Here is a 14220-nt window from a genome sequence, read left to right as displayed (position 1 = left end):
GCGCGAAGCTGCTAGACTGCGCGCGAGTCGACGGTCGAGGAACGCCATGCGCCACCCCGCCTTCGTCACCGAGGGGCTGACCCGCGTCTACGGCGAGGGGCACGCCGCCGTGCACGCGCTGCGCGGCGTGGACCTGACGATTCCCGAGGGCGAGCTGGTCGTGCTGCTTGGCCCGTCGGGGTCGGGCAAGTCCACGCTGCTGAACATCATCGGCGGGCTCGACCGCGCGACCGAGGGCTCGGCCCGATTCCGCGGACAGGAGCTCACCACCATGTCCGACGCGGCGCTCACCCGCTACCGTCGGGATCACGTGGGCTTCGTCTTTCAGTTCTACAACCTGATGCCCAGTCTCACCGCGCGCGAGAACGTGGAGCTCGTCACCGAGATCGCCGCGAACCCGATGGACCCGGGCGAGGCGCTCGCGCTGGTAGGCCTCGGCGAGCGGGCGGATCATTTCCCAGCGCAGCTTTCGGGCGGCGAACAGCAGCGGGTGGCGATCGCCCGCGCCGTGGCCAAGCAGCCCGACGTGCTCTTCTGCGACGAGCCCACGGGCGCGCTGGACAGCAAGACCGGGCGCGCCGTGCTGGGCGTGCTTTCGGACGTGAATGCCGAACTCGGCTCCACCGTGCTGATGGTCACCCATGCCGCGGCGACCGCCGCGATGGCGCACCGGGTGATCCATTTCGCCGACGGGCGCATCCGCGAGGTGGTCGAGAACGCGACCCGCCTGCCGGCAGAGGAGATCGAATGGTGAGCCCGCTCGACGCCAAGTTGCTGCGCGACCTCTGGCGCAGCACGGGGCGGGCCGCGCTCGTGGTCGCGGCGCCTGGACGCGCCCAAGGCTCCGCGCGGCCGGGCGCGGGCAAGGTTCTTGCAAGAACCTTGCAAAAACCTTCCAAGGTTTTTGCCCCGCGCACCGCGGAGACGGTGTCGTGAGCCCGCTCGACGCCAAGCTCCTGCGCGACCTCTGGCGCATGAAGGGACAGGTCGCGGCGATCGCGGCGGTGCTCGCCGTCTCGGTCATGCTGCTGGTGATGATGCGCGGCCTCGTCGTGACGTTGACCGAGACGCGCGACGCCTACTACGAGCGCTACCGGCTGGCCGAGGTCTTCGCCCCGGTGGCCCGTGCGCCCGAGCGGCTGGTGGACCGGCTGGCCGCGATCCCCGGCGTGGCCTCCGCGCAGGGCCGCGTGACCGGCCGCGCGCTGATCGACGTGGCCGGCATGGCGCTGCCGGTGCAGGCGCAGGCCGTCTCGCTGCCCGGCGCGGGCGAAGCCGCGCTCAACGACATCTTCCTCACCGACGGCCGGCGCCCGGCGCCGGAGCGGGCAGAGGAGATCCTGCTGCTCGAAAGCTTCGCCGAGGCGCATGGCCTGCGCCCGGGCGACAGCATCGAGGCCACGATGAACGGCCGGCGCCACGCCTTCCGCATCACCGGCCTCGCGCTCGCGCCCGAGTTCATCTATACGACCGCGCCCGGCGAGATGGTCCCCGACGCCGCGCGCTTCGGCGTGATCTGGATGGGGCGCGACGCGCTGGCCGCGGCCTACGACATGCGCGGGGCCTTCAACGAGGCGCTGATGACGCTGACGCGCGATGCCCGGCCGGAGGCGGTGCTCGCCGCCGCCGACCGGCTGCTCGCCCCCTGGGGCGGGCGCGGCGCCTATGCGCGCGACGACCTGCCTTCCGACATCTTCGTGAGCGAGGAGATCGACGGGCTGCGTGCCGTCTCGGTCGCGGTGCCGCCCATCTTTCTCGCCGTGGTGGCCTTTCTCACCTACATCGTGATCGGTCGCATGGTGCAGTCCGAGCGCGAGGAGATCGGTCTGCTCAAGGCCTTCGGCTACACCGGGCGCGAGGTGGCGGGGCATTACCTTAAGTTCGTACTCGTGATCGGGGCGCTGGGCGCGGCGCTGGGCTGCGTGCTGGGCATCATTGCCGGGCGCTGGACGGTGGACATCTATCAGCAGTTCTACAAGTTCCCGTTTCTCGTCTTCCGGCTCGATTACGCGGCCTTCGCGATCGCGGTGATCTTTGCGCTGCTCGCGGCGGCGACCGGCGCGCTCTTCGTCCTGCGAAAGGTCTTCGCGCTCGCCCCGGCCGAGGCGATGCGACCGCCCGCGCCGCCCGACTACAGCCGCGCCAGCCGGATCGGCGGGCGGGCCGCGCGTCTGCTCGACCAGCCCACGCGCATGGTGATCCGCCGCGTCACGCGCCAGCCCTGGCGCATGGCGGGCGCGGCGGTGGGCATCGCCTGCGGCTTCGCGCTCTCGGCGGCGATGCTGACTGTCATGGCGGGCTTCGTGCGCACGGTGGACATGACCTTCGACCTGACCGACCGCAGCGACGTGAGCGTGACCTTCACCCACGCCGTGGGCGCGCGCACCCTGCACGAGATCGCCCGCCTGCCCGGCGTGCAGCGGGTGGAGGGGGTCCGCCACGTGCCCGTGATCTTCCGCGCGGGGCGCAAGACCCATCAGGGCGCGCTGACCGCCCTGCCCCGCAACCCTGCCCTGTTTCGTGCGCTCGACGCGCGGACCGCCCCGCTCGCGCTGCCGCAGGACGGCGTGCTGTTGTCGCGCACCCTGGCCTCGATCCTCGATCTTTCGGCAGGCGACACGCTGACGGTCGAGGTGCGCGAGGGCGCGCAGCCGGTGCTGCGCCTGCCGGTCGCCGGCGTCGCCGAGACTCTGCTGGGCGCGCCCGCCTACATGGAGCTCGCCGCGCTCAACCGGGCGTTGGGCGAGCCCGGCCGCGTCTCGGGCGCGCATCTGATGGTGGACGAGGCGCAGGCCGAGGCGCTCTTCGCCGACCTCGAGTCGCGTCCCGCGGTGGCGGGCATCGGCCGCAAGCAGGCCGCGCGCGATTCGCTTGTGGAGATGATGAACCAGGGGGTCGGCATGCAGCGCTTCGTGATGGGCGGAATCGCCTTCGTCATCGCCTTCGGCATCGTCTACAACGCCGCGCGCATCGCCTTCGCCGAGCGGGCGCGCGATCTGGCCAGCCTGCGCGTGCTGGGCTTCACCACCGGCGAGGCGGGCTTCGTCCTGTTGGGGGAACTCGCCGTCGTGACGCTGGCCGCGATCCCGCTGGGCGCGCTCATGGCCTGGTATCTGGCGCACGCCATCGCGGCGGGGTTCGCCTCGGAGATCTACCAGATCCCGGTGGTCTTCGACCCGGCGAGTTTCGGCATCGCGGCGCTGGTAATCCTGGGTGCCGCGCTCTTCTCCGGCTGGCTGGTCCGCCGCGACCTGGCGCGCGCCGACCTGGTCGCGGCGCTCAAGACGAGGGATTGAGAGCATGGCCCGTACCCGCAAACGCTCGCGCCTGATCCTGTCGCTCGCCGCGCTGCTCCTGATCGCCGCCGGGCTCGCCGCCGCCTTCTGGCCGCGACCGGAACTCGTCGATCTGGGCGAGGTGACGCAAGGACCGATGCGCGTGACCATCGACGAGGAAGGGCGCACGCAGGTGGCCGAGCCCTATGTCGTCAGCACCCCCGTCGCCGGCCGCCTGCAACGGGTCGAGGTCGATCCGGGCGAGCGGGTGGTGCAGGGCGAGACGATCGTCGCGCACATGCGCCCGGCCAACCCGGCCGCGCTCGACGTGCGCACCCGCGAACAGGCGCGCGCGGCGGTGCAGGCCGCCGAGGCGGCGCTCCGCGTCGCCGAGGCCGACCGCGCGGCGGCCGTTGCAAGCCGCGACCTCGCGCTGCAGGAACTCGCCCGCGCGCAGCGGCTGGCGCAGGAGGACATCGTCAGCCCCGCCGCGCTGGAGCGCGCCGAACAGAACCGCCGCGTCGCCCAGGCCGCGGTCGAGACCGCCGAAGCCGCCATCGCCATGCGCGAGGCGGAACTCGCGAACGCCCGCGCGCAGCTCATCGGCTTCGAGGATCAGGGGCTGGCCTCGGCGATATCGGCGGAGGGCGAGGACATACCGCTTCACGCGCCGGCAGACGGCCGCATCCTGCGCGTCATGCAGCAGAGCGAGACCACCCTGCCCGCCGGCGCGCCGATCATGGAGATCGGCGATGTCGAGGGACAGCTCGAGGTGATGGTGGAGCTCATCTCGACGGATGCGGTGCAGGTCTCGCCCGGCGACCGGGTGATCGTGGAGGACTGGGGCGGCCCGCGGGCGCTCGAGGGCGTGGTGGAGCGCGTCGATCCCTTCGCCGTCACCCGTGTCTCGGCGCTGGGCGTCGAGGAACAGCGCGTGCCCGTGACCGTGGGCCTGACCAGCCCGGCGGAAGCGCGCGCGGGGCTGGGCCACGGCTACCGCGTCGAGGCGCGCATCGTCGTGTGGGAGGCCGACGACGTGGTGCGCGTACCGGCCAGCGCGCTGTTCCGCGCGGGCGACGGCTGGGCCGTCTTCGTCGCGGCGGATGGCACCGCACGCCTTCGCCCGGTCGAGATCGGCCGACAGAACGGCGTGACGGCCGAGGTCCGAGCCGGCCTGTCTCCCGGCGAGCGGGTGATTCTCTACCCCTCGCCCGCCATCGCGGACGGCGATCGGATCGCGCAGCGCGAACTGGAATAGGACCGCCCCCGCCGCGCGCCGGTCACGCCCCGGCGGTCACGTCGTGGCCGTAGAGCCAGTCGAAGCTCGACAGCATTCTGGCCGGTGCGACGCGGCCTGCGAGCCGCAACGCGCTGTGCCCGGCGAAGCGCAGCGGGCCGGGCGGGAAATGGTATTTCCAGGCGTTGCGGCTCGCGGCCGCGACGACCCGCTCGGCCCGCGGCCGGCGCCGGCGCTGATAGGTCGCGAGGCCCTCGGCCAGGGTCTCTTCCTGCGCCAGCGCCTGCGCCAGAACCCAGGCATCCTCGAGCGCGAGATTGGCGCCCTGTGCGAGGAAGGGGAGCGTCGGATGCGCCGCATCCCCCGCGAGCGCGACCGCTTCGCCGTGCCAGCACCGCGCGACCGGATGCCGGAAGAGCCCCCAGAGATGCACGTCCTCGACCGCCGACAGCAAGCGCGGCACCTCGCCCCCGAAGCCCGCGAAGGCCGCGCGCAGCGCCTCGGGATCGTCCGGGTGGTGCCAGCCCTCCTCGGCCCAGGCGCTGCGCTCCTCGACCGCGACCACGTTCAGAAGCGCGCCGCCCCGCAGCGGGTAGGTGACCATGTGCCGCCCCGGCCCCATGTGCACCCAGGCCTCGGACGGGTGGCCGGTCGGCCCCGGCACCAGCGCGCGCCAGGCCACCTGCCCGGTGAAGCGCGGCGCGGCATCGCCGTTGAGACGCGGCCGCAGACAGGAGCGCAGTCCGTCCGCCGCCACGACGAGGTCCGCCTCGATCCGCGCCCCCTGCGCGGTCAGAAGCGCGGGGCGGGCGCCGTCCTCGACCTGCGTCACCTTCTGGAGAAGCCGGATCCGAACGCCCGCCTCGCGCGCAGCCTCGGCCAGCGCATCGATCAGATCGGCCCTGTGCAGGAACAGATAGCGCCGGTGCGGCGCGAGCCGGGCGAGATCGAGGCAGGTCACCTCGGCGCCATCCTGATGACGCCGCAGCCGGACCGCCTGCGCCGCGACGCCGCGCGCCTCGGCCTGCGCGCCCAGCCCGAGCGCGGCCAGCACGGCGAAACCGTTGGGGCTGATCTGCAGGCCGGCGCCGACCTCGGCGATCTCGGGCGCCTGCTCCAGCAGCGTGACCTGCGCCCCCTGGCGGCGCAGGGCGAGGGCCGACGCGAGACCGCCGATCCCGCCGCCTGCGACGGCCACCTCCAGGCTGTCGAGCCGCATCACATCCCTCGATCGTCAAGCAAAGGGCGCCGGACCCGACGGCCCGGCGCCCGAAAGCCTTCGCCGCGCGGGCGCGGCGTCAGTCGTCGCGGTGCACGCGCTCGCGGCGCTCGTGACGCTCCTGCGCCTCGAGGCTCATGGTCGCGATCGGCCGCGCGTCGAGGCGCTTGAGGCTGATGGGCTCGCCGGTCACCTCGCAGTAGCCGTATTCGCCCTCCTCGATGCGGCGCAACGCGGCGTCGATCTTGGCCACGAGCTTTCGCTGACGGTCACGCGTGCGCAGCTCGATCGCGCGGTCGGTCTCTTCGCTGGCGCGGTCCGCGATGTCGGGGATGTTGCGGCTGCTGTCCTGCAGCCCCTCGATCGTCTCCTTGCTCTCGGCGAGAAGCTCGGCCTTCCAGGCCAGAAGCTTTCTTCGGAAATACTCGAGCTGACGCTCGTTCATGAAAGGCTCGTCTTCGGCGGGACGATAGTCTTCCGGCAGAAAGGTCTCGGCTTTCATCGTGTTCCCCTTTTCGGGGCCGGTCTCGAGCTGGATCTGGTTGTCGTGCATCGTGCCCATCCGGCCACCCCCGAGCCTTCGCTTAGCCGAATACAGGCTTGGAGTCACGTCACGAATTCGCTTGCCTGTCCCGCAGGGCCGGCATCGCGGCGCGCGCGTGCGATTCGCCCCGCGCGCGGCCCGCGCGCGGCTCCGCCGCGGCGCGGCGAAAGCCGTTGCGGCGGCCGCCGCGGATGATAGGTTGCAGCGCGGTGCGGGCCGATGGAGAGGGCAGGATGCGATTTACCGGAACCGAGAGCTACGTCGCGACGGAGGATCTGACGGTGGCCGTCAACGCCGCCGTCACGCTCGAGCGCCCGCTTTTGGTGAAGGGAGAGCCCGGCACGGGCAAGACGGAGCTGGCACGCCAGGTCGCCGGCGCGCTGGACCTGCCGATCATCGAGTGGACGATCAAGTCCACGACGCGCGCGCAGCAGGGTCTCTACGAATATGACGCCGTGAGCCGGCTCCGCGACAGCCAGTTGGGCGACGAACGCGTGAACGATGTGCGCAACTACATCCGCAAGGGCAAGCTCTGGCAGGCCTTCGAGGCGGAGACGAAGACCGTCCTGCTGATCGACGAGATCGACAAGGCCGACATCGAGTTTCCGAACGATCTTCTGCAGGAACTCGATCGGATGGAGTTCTTCGTCTACGAGACCGGCGAGACCGTGAAGGCGAAGCATCGCCCGATCGTCGTGATCACCTCGAACAACGAGAAGGAGCTGCCCGACGCCTTTCTGCGGCGCTGCTTCTTCCACTACATCCGCTTCCCCGATCCCGAGACGATGAAGCGCATCGTCGAGGTGCATCACCCCGGCATCAAGCAGGAGCTTCTGGCCACCGCGCTGACCCAGTTCTACGAGCTGCGCGAGCAGCCGGGGCTCAAGAAGAAGCCCTCCACCTCGGAAGTGCTGGACTGGCTCAAGCTGCTTCTGGCCGAGGATCTGAGCCCCGAGGATCTGCGGCGCGAGGGCGCGAACGCGCTGCCCAAGCTGCACGGCGCGCTCCTCAAGAACGAGCAGGACGTGCACCTCTTCGAACGGCTCGCCTTCATGGCGCGCCGGCAGCGGTAGAGCGGCGACCTTTCGTCCGACAAATCGCCCGACCCGGGCCGGATCCGAAGATTTTTCGTATGAAGAATCTTCTCGGCCCAGGCGGCCGCGCTGTCGCGCGCATTTGCACGGACGTAACCCTTGAGCCATACTCGCGCGGCACGACGGGCGCCGGAAGGAGCGGCGGCCAGAGAGGCGAGCGAGGCGCACGGGATGAACCGCCGCTTGACGAAGCCCAGGGCGCACCGCGTCCTCTCCGTGTTCTGCACGCCACTGGCGGTCGCGGCGCTGGGGCTTGCGGCCTGCGCGCCGGTCGGCGATCGCCCGAGCCCGGCGCAGCGCCTCGCGGTCGAGACCCCCTCGCTGCCGCCGGCCAAGGGCTTTTCCGGCGCGCCGGCCGCCGCGCCGTCGCGCGCCAACGCGGACATCGCGCGCGACTTCCTCGACCTGGCCTTCCGCCTCGAGAGCGGCAAGCCGCTACCCGTCTTCACCCGCTTCGAGCAGCCGATCACCGTGCGGCTGACGGGCCGGCCTTCGCCGGGGCTCGAGGCCGATCTCGACCGGCTGCTCGCGCGGTTGCGCGCAGAGGCCGATATCGACATCCGCCGCGCCGCCTCCGGGCCGGCCGCGATCACGGTCGAGGCGGTGCCGGGCGCGCGCATCCGCCGCGTGCTGCCGCAGGCCGCCTGCTTCGTCGTTCCGAACGTCTCGAGCCTGTCGGACTATCTCTCGCAGCGCCGCACCGGGCTGACCAGCTGGTCGGAACTGACCCGGCGCGAGACTGTCGCGATCTTCCTGCCCATGGACGTGAGCCCGCAGGAGGCGCGCGACTGCCTGCACGAGGAACTCGCCCAGGCGCTCGGGCCGCTCAACGACCTCTACCGGCTTTCCGACAGCGTCTTCAATGACGACAACATCCACACGGTGCTCACCGGCTTCGACATGCTCGTGCTGCGCACGCATTACGACCCCGCGCTAGCCAACGGCATGACCCGCGAGGCGGTGGCGGCACGCTTGCCCGAGGTGCTCGCGCGGTTGAACCCCGCCGGCGAGCGATTGCTGCGGCGACCGCTCGGCCCCACGCCGGGCGCCTGGGTCGAGGCGATCCAGACCGCCCTGGGTCCCGGCGCCCGTCAGCCGCAACGCCAGGCCGCCGCCGTGCGGGCCGTGCAGATCGCAGCCGCCGAAGGGTGGCGCGACCATCGCCTCGCCTTCTCGCATTTTGCACTCGGCCGGATCGCGCAGCACGCCGACCCGCAGCTCGCGCGGCGCGCCTTCGAACGCGCCGACCGGATCTACGCCGATGTCCCGGGCGGCGCGCTGCACCGCGCCTTTGTCGGCGCGCAGCTCGCCGCCTACGCCCTGGCCGAGGGCGACGCGGCGCAGGTCCGCAGACTGACCGAGATGCATCTTCCGGTCGCCAAGCGGCACGAGAACGCGATGCTGCTCGCCACGCTGATGATGCTCCGTGCAGAGGCGCTGGAGATGCAGGGGCATCGTGCCGATGCACGGGCGGTGCGGCTGGACAGCCTCGGATGGGCGCGCTACGGCTTCGGGCCGGAATGGGCGGTGCGGGCCAAGCTGCGCGAGATCGCCGCCCTCGACCCGACGGATCCGAGAGGTTGAAGCGCATGATCGTCCTTGCCGGCGCCCTGTTGGGAATCACTCTCGGCGTGCTCACCGCGCGCCGCCGCAAGGGGTCGACCGCGGACCTGCTGCATTATGGCGCGATCTACGGCATCGCCTTCGCGCTTCTGGGACTGATCGCGACGCTCGCGATCGATCGGCTGACGGTGTAGCGCGATGTTCCTGCCCTTCTTCGACGCGCTGCGGCAGACGGGCGTTCCGGTTTCGCTCCGGGAGTATCTGAGCTTTCTCGAGGCCATGCGCGCCGACCTCGTCACCTACGACGTGGACGGCTTCTACTACCTCGCACGTGCGGCGATGGTGAAGGACGAGCGCAATCTCGACAAGTTCGACCGCGCCTTCGCGCAGGCCTTCTCGGGACTCGAACAGGTCAGCGTGGGCGAGATGCTGGAGCGGATGGAGCTCCCGCGCGAGTGGCTTGAGAAGATGGCCGAAAAGCACCTCTCCGAAGCGGAAAAGGCCGAGATCGAGTCCCTCGGCGGCTTCGACAAGCTCATGGAGACGCTGCGCGAGCGGCTGAAGGAGCAGGAAAAGCGCCACCAGGGCGGCTCGAAATGGATCGGCACCGCGGGCACCTCGCCCTTCGGCGCCTACGGCTACAACCCCGAGGGCGTGCGCATCGGGCAGGACGAAAGCCGTCACCAGCGCGCCGTGAAGGTCTGGGACAAGCGCGAGTTCCGCAACCTCGACGACTCGGTGGAGCTCGGCACGCGCAACATCAAGCTCGCGCTCAAGCGGCTGCGGCAATGGGCGCGCGACGGCGCGCACGAGGAGCTCGACCTCGACGGCACGATCCGTTCCACCGCCGAGCACGGCTATCTCGACGTGAAGACCCGGCCGGAGCGGCGCAACGCGGTGAAGGTGCTGCTCTTTCTCGACGTGGGCGGCAGCATGGACCCGCATGTGAAGGTCGTGGAAGAGCTCTTTTCCGCCGCGCGGGCGGAGTTCAAGCACCTCGAATACTACTACTTCCACAACTGCCTCTACGAAGGCGTCTGGCGCGACAACCGCAGGCGGTGGGACGAGGTGACGCCCACCTGGGACGTGCTGCACACCTACGGGCCGGACTACAAGTGCATCTTCGTGGGCGACGCCAGCATGTCGCCCTACGAGATCGCCTTTCCCGGCGGCGCGAACGAGCACTGGAACGCCGAGGCAGGGCAGGTCTGGCTCACCCGCGCGCGCGAGCAGTGGCCCGACAACCTTTGGATCAACCCGGTGCCGGAGAAGCACTGGCCATACACGCAGTCGATCCAGATGATCCGCGAGATCTTCGAGGATCGGATGGTGCCCATGACGCTCGAAGGGATCGAGCGCGGCGTGCGGGAACTCGCCCGCTAACATCCCCGACAGGGAGCCCGCACATGCGCACCAAGATCCGACATCTCTGGAGGCGCCATCCGCTGGCCTGCGCGGGCTTCGTGATCGCGTTGGCGGTCATCGCCTTCTTCGCCGCGCGCTTCGTCGCCTTCTCGCTCTACTGGGCCGATCCCGCGCACCGGCAGCAACCGCTGGAGCCGTGGATGACGCCGCGCTACATCGCTCACGCTTGGGAGATTCCCCCCGACGTGGTGATGGATGCGCTGGGCGCACCGGAACGCCCGGATGCGCGCCCGACACTGAAGGAAATCGCGCGGCAGCGCGGCGTTCCGGTCGAGGTGGTTCTGGAAGAGGCGCGCGCGCTGATCGAGGCGCAGGGCGTAGCGCGATGACCGATTGGCTTCCCGGGCTGGTCGCGGACTGGGGCGTGGCGGTGATCGCGCTCACCACCTTCCTGAGTTGCCTCGCGCTCCCGGTGCCCGCCTCGCTGGTGATGCTAACCGGCGGGGCCTTCACCGCGACGGGCGATCTGGCACTCTGGGCGGTGGCGGCGGGCGCGCTGGCCGGCGCGGTGCTGGGCGATCAGGCGGGCTATTCGCTGGGCTGGCGGGCGGGGGCGGCGCTCGCGCCGCGCATCGCCGCGAAACCGCGCCGCGCGGCCGCGCTCGCCCGGGCCCGTGGCCTGATCGAGGAGCGCGGCGGCGCAGGCGTGTTCTTCAGCCGCTGGCTCGTCAGCCCGCTGGGGCCGTGGGTCAACCTCGCCGCCGGCGCGGCCGAGATGCACCGCGGACGATTCACCCTCTGGTCCGTGGCCGGCGAAATCATCTGGGTCGCGATCTACGTCGGCCTCGGCCGCGCCTTCGCCGAATACCTCGACGCGGTGGCAGAGATCGCGGCGGACGTGAGCGGCATCATCGCCGGCGCCGTCGTCGCGATCGGCCTCGGCCTCTGGCTGCGCGCGGCGCTGCGCCGGGATCAGCGGCGCAAGTGACTCAGCCCAGCGCCGACCAGACCTCGGTTCGAAGCTCCGCCTCCGGCACGGTCTCCGGGTCGTCCACATAGACCTCCCAGGTCGGCGCGACGAGCGTGAGGCCCTGCCGCTCCACCCAGGCCATCATCTCGCCGTAGTCGTCGCGCAGCGTCGCGTAGGGGCCGACATGGGTGAAATGCAGCGCCTTGCCGCCCGGCGTCCGGTCGGACGAGACGCCCTCGGCCGGCCGCGCCGCATCCTCCTCCGAGACGAAGACTCCGGCGCGGAAGGACAGGCGCGCGGGGTCGTAGTCATAGTAGACCGACAGGGGCGGACCCGCGGGCGCGATACCTTCGCGCTGCATGACCCCCATCACCTCGCCGAAGGCGCTGCCCATCGCGGCCGAGATCTCGGAAGGGTCCATGCCGCAGCTGCGTTCGACGTAGAGATAGGGCCGCGGCACGGCCTCGGTCACATCGTAGTCAGGCATCGCTGCGCCTCCAATCGCGGCCCGTTTCGATGCGCAGCCTAGGCCGCGGCGCGTGCGGTGTCATTGTTCTGCGTCAAGACGCCCGCGGGCCTGCGGCGCCATTGCCCGGCTCGCCGTGCCGCCCCATATTGATCGCCATGATCAAGGTCACGCCGATCCTGCTCGCCGTGCTCTACGCGCTGGTGATGTATCGCTTCTCCGTCTGGCGGACGAAGCGCGAACTCGACGAGCGCTCGACCGAGCTGGCCGATCCGCGGCTCAAGCGGCTGACCGATCGCATGGCGCAGGCGCTCGACGTGGACCGTATCCGGGTGAACATCTACGAGATCGACCCGGTCAACGGCCTCGCCGCGCCGGACGGCCGCATCTTCATTACCCGGGGCTTCTACCGGAAATACCAGACCGGAGAGGTCTCGGCCGAAGAGATGGCCAGCGTGATCGCGCACGAGCTGGGCCACGTCGCCCTTGGCCACGCGCGGCGGCGCATGATCGACTTCTCCGGGCAGAACGCGCTGCGCACGGCGCTCGCGATGGTTCTGTCGCGCTTTCTGCCTGGCATCGGCGTCTGGATCGCCAACGGGGTGGCCACGCTGCTGGCCGCGCGGCTCTCGCGCTCGGACGAATACGAGGCCGACGCCTACGCAGCCGCGCTGCTCACCAAGGCGGGCATCGGAATCGGGCCGCAGAAGGCCATGTTCGAGAAGCTCGAAAAGCTGACCGAGGCGCGCGCGGGCGTCCTGCCCGCCTGGCTGATGAGCCACCCCAAGACGAGCGACCGGATCGCCGCGCTCGAACGGCTCGAGGCGCGCTGGGCCCGGCTGGGCGCCCCGACCTGAGACTCAGATCAGCGAGTCCCAGATCCGCAGCAGGCTGCCGGGCTGATAGTCGCCGCGTTCGCGGATGCGGGTGACGACCTCCGGCGCCACATCCTGCGCGCGCTCCGGCCCCGCGCGGTCCGAGAGCAGGAGGCCGAAGGCGTTGGCCGGCCCCGGCGGCGTGCCGAGATTCACCGGCCCCGCCAGCGCATCGCCCTCTGCGAACTGATCCGTGTCGATGTCGAGGCCCGCATCGGCGGCGCCTTCCGCGATCCAGCGCAGGGTAAGCGGGCCAAGGTCCGGCACCCGCTCGCTGCCGCCGCCGATCATCCCGTGATCGCCGGCGAACCAGTGCTGGCGATAGCGCGCCGCCCCGGCGCGGGCGCTCAGCGCGTCCAGATTGCTCCAGAGCGTGGGCGGGAAGAGCCGCCGCCGCTCGTCGAGCGCCACGGCATGCCGCGCGGCGGCGACCATCCGCGAAAGGTCGGTGTCGTGAAAGGCATAATGCGCGTTCACCGCCCGCGCGAGGCTGCCCAGCACGCCCGGCAGGCCGAGCGCGCCCACGGTATCCCAGACCCCCAGATAGGCGACCGAGAGGAGCGGCACCTCGGGATGCCCCCGCGCGCGGCGCCAGGCGCGCTCTTCGGGACTCGTCGCCACCACCGACCCCATGGCGACGCGCGCGGCCATGCTGGTTTCGCTGTTCGGATGGGTTCTGGCGCCGCGGGCACGGTAGAGCTTCAGCGCCTGCGGAATCATGTCCGTGCGCGCGCGGTCCGGAATGCCCGCCGAGCGCAGCAGTCCCGCGAAGGACCGGGCGGTGTAGGCGCCCCGCGAAAACCCGAAGATGTAGAGCGCGTCGCCCGGCTCGTAGGCGAAGACGAGGTCACGATAGGCCTTTGCCATGATCCCGTCGAGGCCCCAGCCGAAGGCCCCGCCCAGCAGCACGTCGAGCCAGCGCGCCGCGGCGCTCGAGCCCGCGCCGGTGCCCACGCCCGGCAGGTAGAAGGTCAGCTGCGGCACGCCGTCGGCCGCCGTGGGCGGGATCGCGCGGGCCAGGCGCACGACGTTGGTGGGCCGGCGCGCGTCGAGCCGGTTCCAGGTGCCGTCGCAGAGGATCGCGATGCGCTTCATCCCGGCGCCTCCCCGCGCGGCCGAGAGGATAGCGCGGCGGCGGCACGCCCGGCAATCGGCCTCGAATCGCTTCGCGTCTGACGCTCGGGCGCCGTGACGCTGCGTCACGTCCCGGCGCGGGGCGTGCGCTTTTGTCGCATCATCAGGCCCGTGGGCGCGCAGCGCTCGGTATGCCGTCGCACACCGCGGCACGGCGCGCGGCGAGACGCGAATTGACAGGCGGATCCACCAACGCAAGGCGCACCGGTCTGCCTGCCCCGGAAAATTTACAAGAACGGCAATTACTCGCAAATTACTTTTCAGCAAAATTGATTTATTTCAATTGGTTGTTTGTTGATTTTCCATTTCTGCTAGAGTCCGCACCAACGGTCCGACCCGGCGACACAGGCCGGATGGCGACGGAGAGGAGGCTCGCATGAGGGACAGCACCGAAACCGATCAGACACCCGTCCGGGGGCGCCCGCCCGGCGCCGAGACGGTCGCGCGCGCGCATGTGGATGCGGCGGCGTATGAGCGG

At 70.9% G+C, this 14220-nt stretch carries 15 protein-coding genes; 11 read left to right on the top strand and 4 right to left on the bottom strand.

Features of this window, described 5'->3' with window-relative positions; genetic code table 11:
• Positions 1-46: 46 nt before the first annotated feature.
• Genes DRV85_RS14815 through DRV85_RS14800 form a run of 4 tightly spaced genes read left to right on the top strand, consistent with a single transcriptional unit; the run spans position 47 to position 4533 of the window.
• On the top strand, positions 47-754 hold the full coding sequence (locus DRV85_RS14815; protein WP_113290259.1) for an ABC transporter ATP-binding protein: 708 nt from the start codon (positions 47-49) through the stop codon (positions 752-754).
• On the top strand, positions 748-936 hold the full coding sequence (locus tag DRV85_RS14810) for a hypothetical protein (RefSeq protein ID WP_113290258.1): 189 nt from the start codon (positions 748-750) through the stop codon (positions 934-936). Before DRV85_RS14815 ends, DRV85_RS14810 begins: the two co-directional genes overlap by 7 nt.
• A complete protein-coding gene (locus DRV85_RS14805; RefSeq protein WP_233495534.1) occupies positions 933-3296 on the top strand; it encodes an ABC transporter permease in 2364 nt (787 codons plus the stop codon). Before DRV85_RS14810 ends, DRV85_RS14805 begins: the two co-directional genes overlap by 4 nt.
• A gap of 4 nt (positions 3297-3300) precedes the next feature.
• The gene (locus DRV85_RS14800) at positions 3301-4533 is read left to right on the top strand and encodes an efflux RND transporter periplasmic adaptor subunit (protein ID WP_113290257.1); all 1233 of its coding nucleotides are present in this window, start codon (positions 3301-3303) and stop codon (positions 4531-4533) included.
• A gap of 22 nt (positions 4534-4555) precedes the next feature.
• On the opposite strand, the gene DRV85_RS14795 is transcribed toward DRV85_RS14800, so the two are convergent.
• Positions 4556-5731 (bottom strand): FAD-dependent monooxygenase, encoded by a 1176-nt coding sequence (locus DRV85_RS14795; protein WP_113290256.1) that lies wholly within the window; start codon positions 5729-5731, stop codon positions 4556-4558.
• Between the two features lie 79 nt (positions 5732-5810).
• A complete protein-coding gene (gene dksA / locus DRV85_RS14790; protein ID WP_113290365.1) occupies positions 5811-6233 on the bottom strand; it encodes an RNA polymerase-binding protein DksA in 423 nt (140 codons plus the stop codon).
• A 275-nt stretch (positions 6234-6508) separates the two neighbouring features.
• On the opposite strand from dksA, the gene DRV85_RS14785 reads away from it, so the two are divergent.
• The 6 genes from DRV85_RS14785 to DRV85_RS14760 all read left to right on the top strand — a co-directional run bounded on the left by DRV85_RS14785 (position 6509) and on the right by DRV85_RS14760 (position 11285).
• Positions 6509-7348 carry an AAA family ATPase gene (locus DRV85_RS14785; RefSeq protein WP_113290255.1) on the top strand — a complete coding sequence of 280 codons (840 nt, stop codon included), beginning with the start codon at positions 6509-6511 and terminating at the stop codon, positions 7346-7348.
• Positions 7349-7540: 192 nt separating this feature from the next.
• Positions 7541-8953: a DUF2927 domain-containing protein gene (locus tag DRV85_RS14780; RefSeq protein ID WP_113290254.1), complete on the top strand. Its 1413-nt coding sequence runs from the start codon at positions 7541-7543 to the stop codon at positions 8951-8953.
• Between the two features lie 5 nt (positions 8954-8958).
• Positions 8959-9126 (top strand): apolipoprotein acyltransferase, encoded by a 168-nt coding sequence (locus DRV85_RS14775; RefSeq protein WP_113290253.1) that lies wholly within the window; start codon positions 8959-8961, stop codon positions 9124-9126.
• 4 nt (positions 9127-9130) lie between these two features.
• A complete protein-coding gene (locus tag DRV85_RS14770) occupies positions 9131-10315 on the top strand; it encodes a vWA domain-containing protein (RefSeq protein WP_113290252.1) in 1185 nt (394 codons plus the stop codon).
• A gap of 23 nt (positions 10316-10338) precedes the next feature.
• On the top strand, positions 10339-10686 hold the full coding sequence (locus tag DRV85_RS14765) for a hypothetical protein (RefSeq protein WP_113290251.1): 348 nt from the start codon (positions 10339-10341) through the stop codon (positions 10684-10686).
• A complete protein-coding gene (locus tag DRV85_RS14760; RefSeq protein ID WP_113290250.1) occupies positions 10683-11285 on the top strand; it encodes a DedA family protein in 603 nt (200 codons plus the stop codon). The genes DRV85_RS14765 and DRV85_RS14760 overlap by 4 nt, the downstream gene beginning before the upstream one ends.
• A gap of 1 nt (position 11286) precedes the next feature.
• Here DRV85_RS14760 and DRV85_RS14755 read toward each other — a convergent pair whose 3' ends face one another.
• Positions 11287-11754: a GyrI-like domain-containing protein gene (locus DRV85_RS14755; RefSeq protein ID WP_113290249.1), complete on the bottom strand. Its 468-nt coding sequence runs from the start codon at positions 11752-11754 to the stop codon at positions 11287-11289.
• 137 nt (positions 11755-11891) lie between these two features.
• Here DRV85_RS14755 and DRV85_RS14750 point away from each other — a divergent pair, with 137 nt between their 5' ends.
• Positions 11892-12590 (top strand): M48 family metalloprotease, encoded by a 699-nt coding sequence (locus tag DRV85_RS14750; RefSeq protein WP_113290248.1) that lies wholly within the window; start codon positions 11892-11894, stop codon positions 12588-12590.
• 3 nt (positions 12591-12593) lie between these two features.
• Here DRV85_RS14750 and DRV85_RS14745 read toward each other — a convergent pair whose 3' ends face one another.
• Positions 12594-13703 carry a DUF2235 domain-containing protein gene (locus tag DRV85_RS14745; protein WP_113290247.1) on the bottom strand — a complete coding sequence of 370 codons (1110 nt, stop codon included), beginning with the start codon at positions 13701-13703 and terminating at the stop codon, positions 12594-12596.
• Positions 13704-14220: the final 517 nt, after the last annotated feature.

This window comes from Rhodosalinus halophilus (assembly GCF_003298775.1).
GTDB classification, from domain to species: domain Bacteria; phylum Pseudomonadota; class Alphaproteobacteria; order Rhodobacterales; family Rhodobacteraceae; genus Rhodosalinus; species Rhodosalinus halophilus.
Note: the sequence above shows the minus strand (reverse complement) of the source record. Positions and strands in the feature narration are given on the sequence as shown.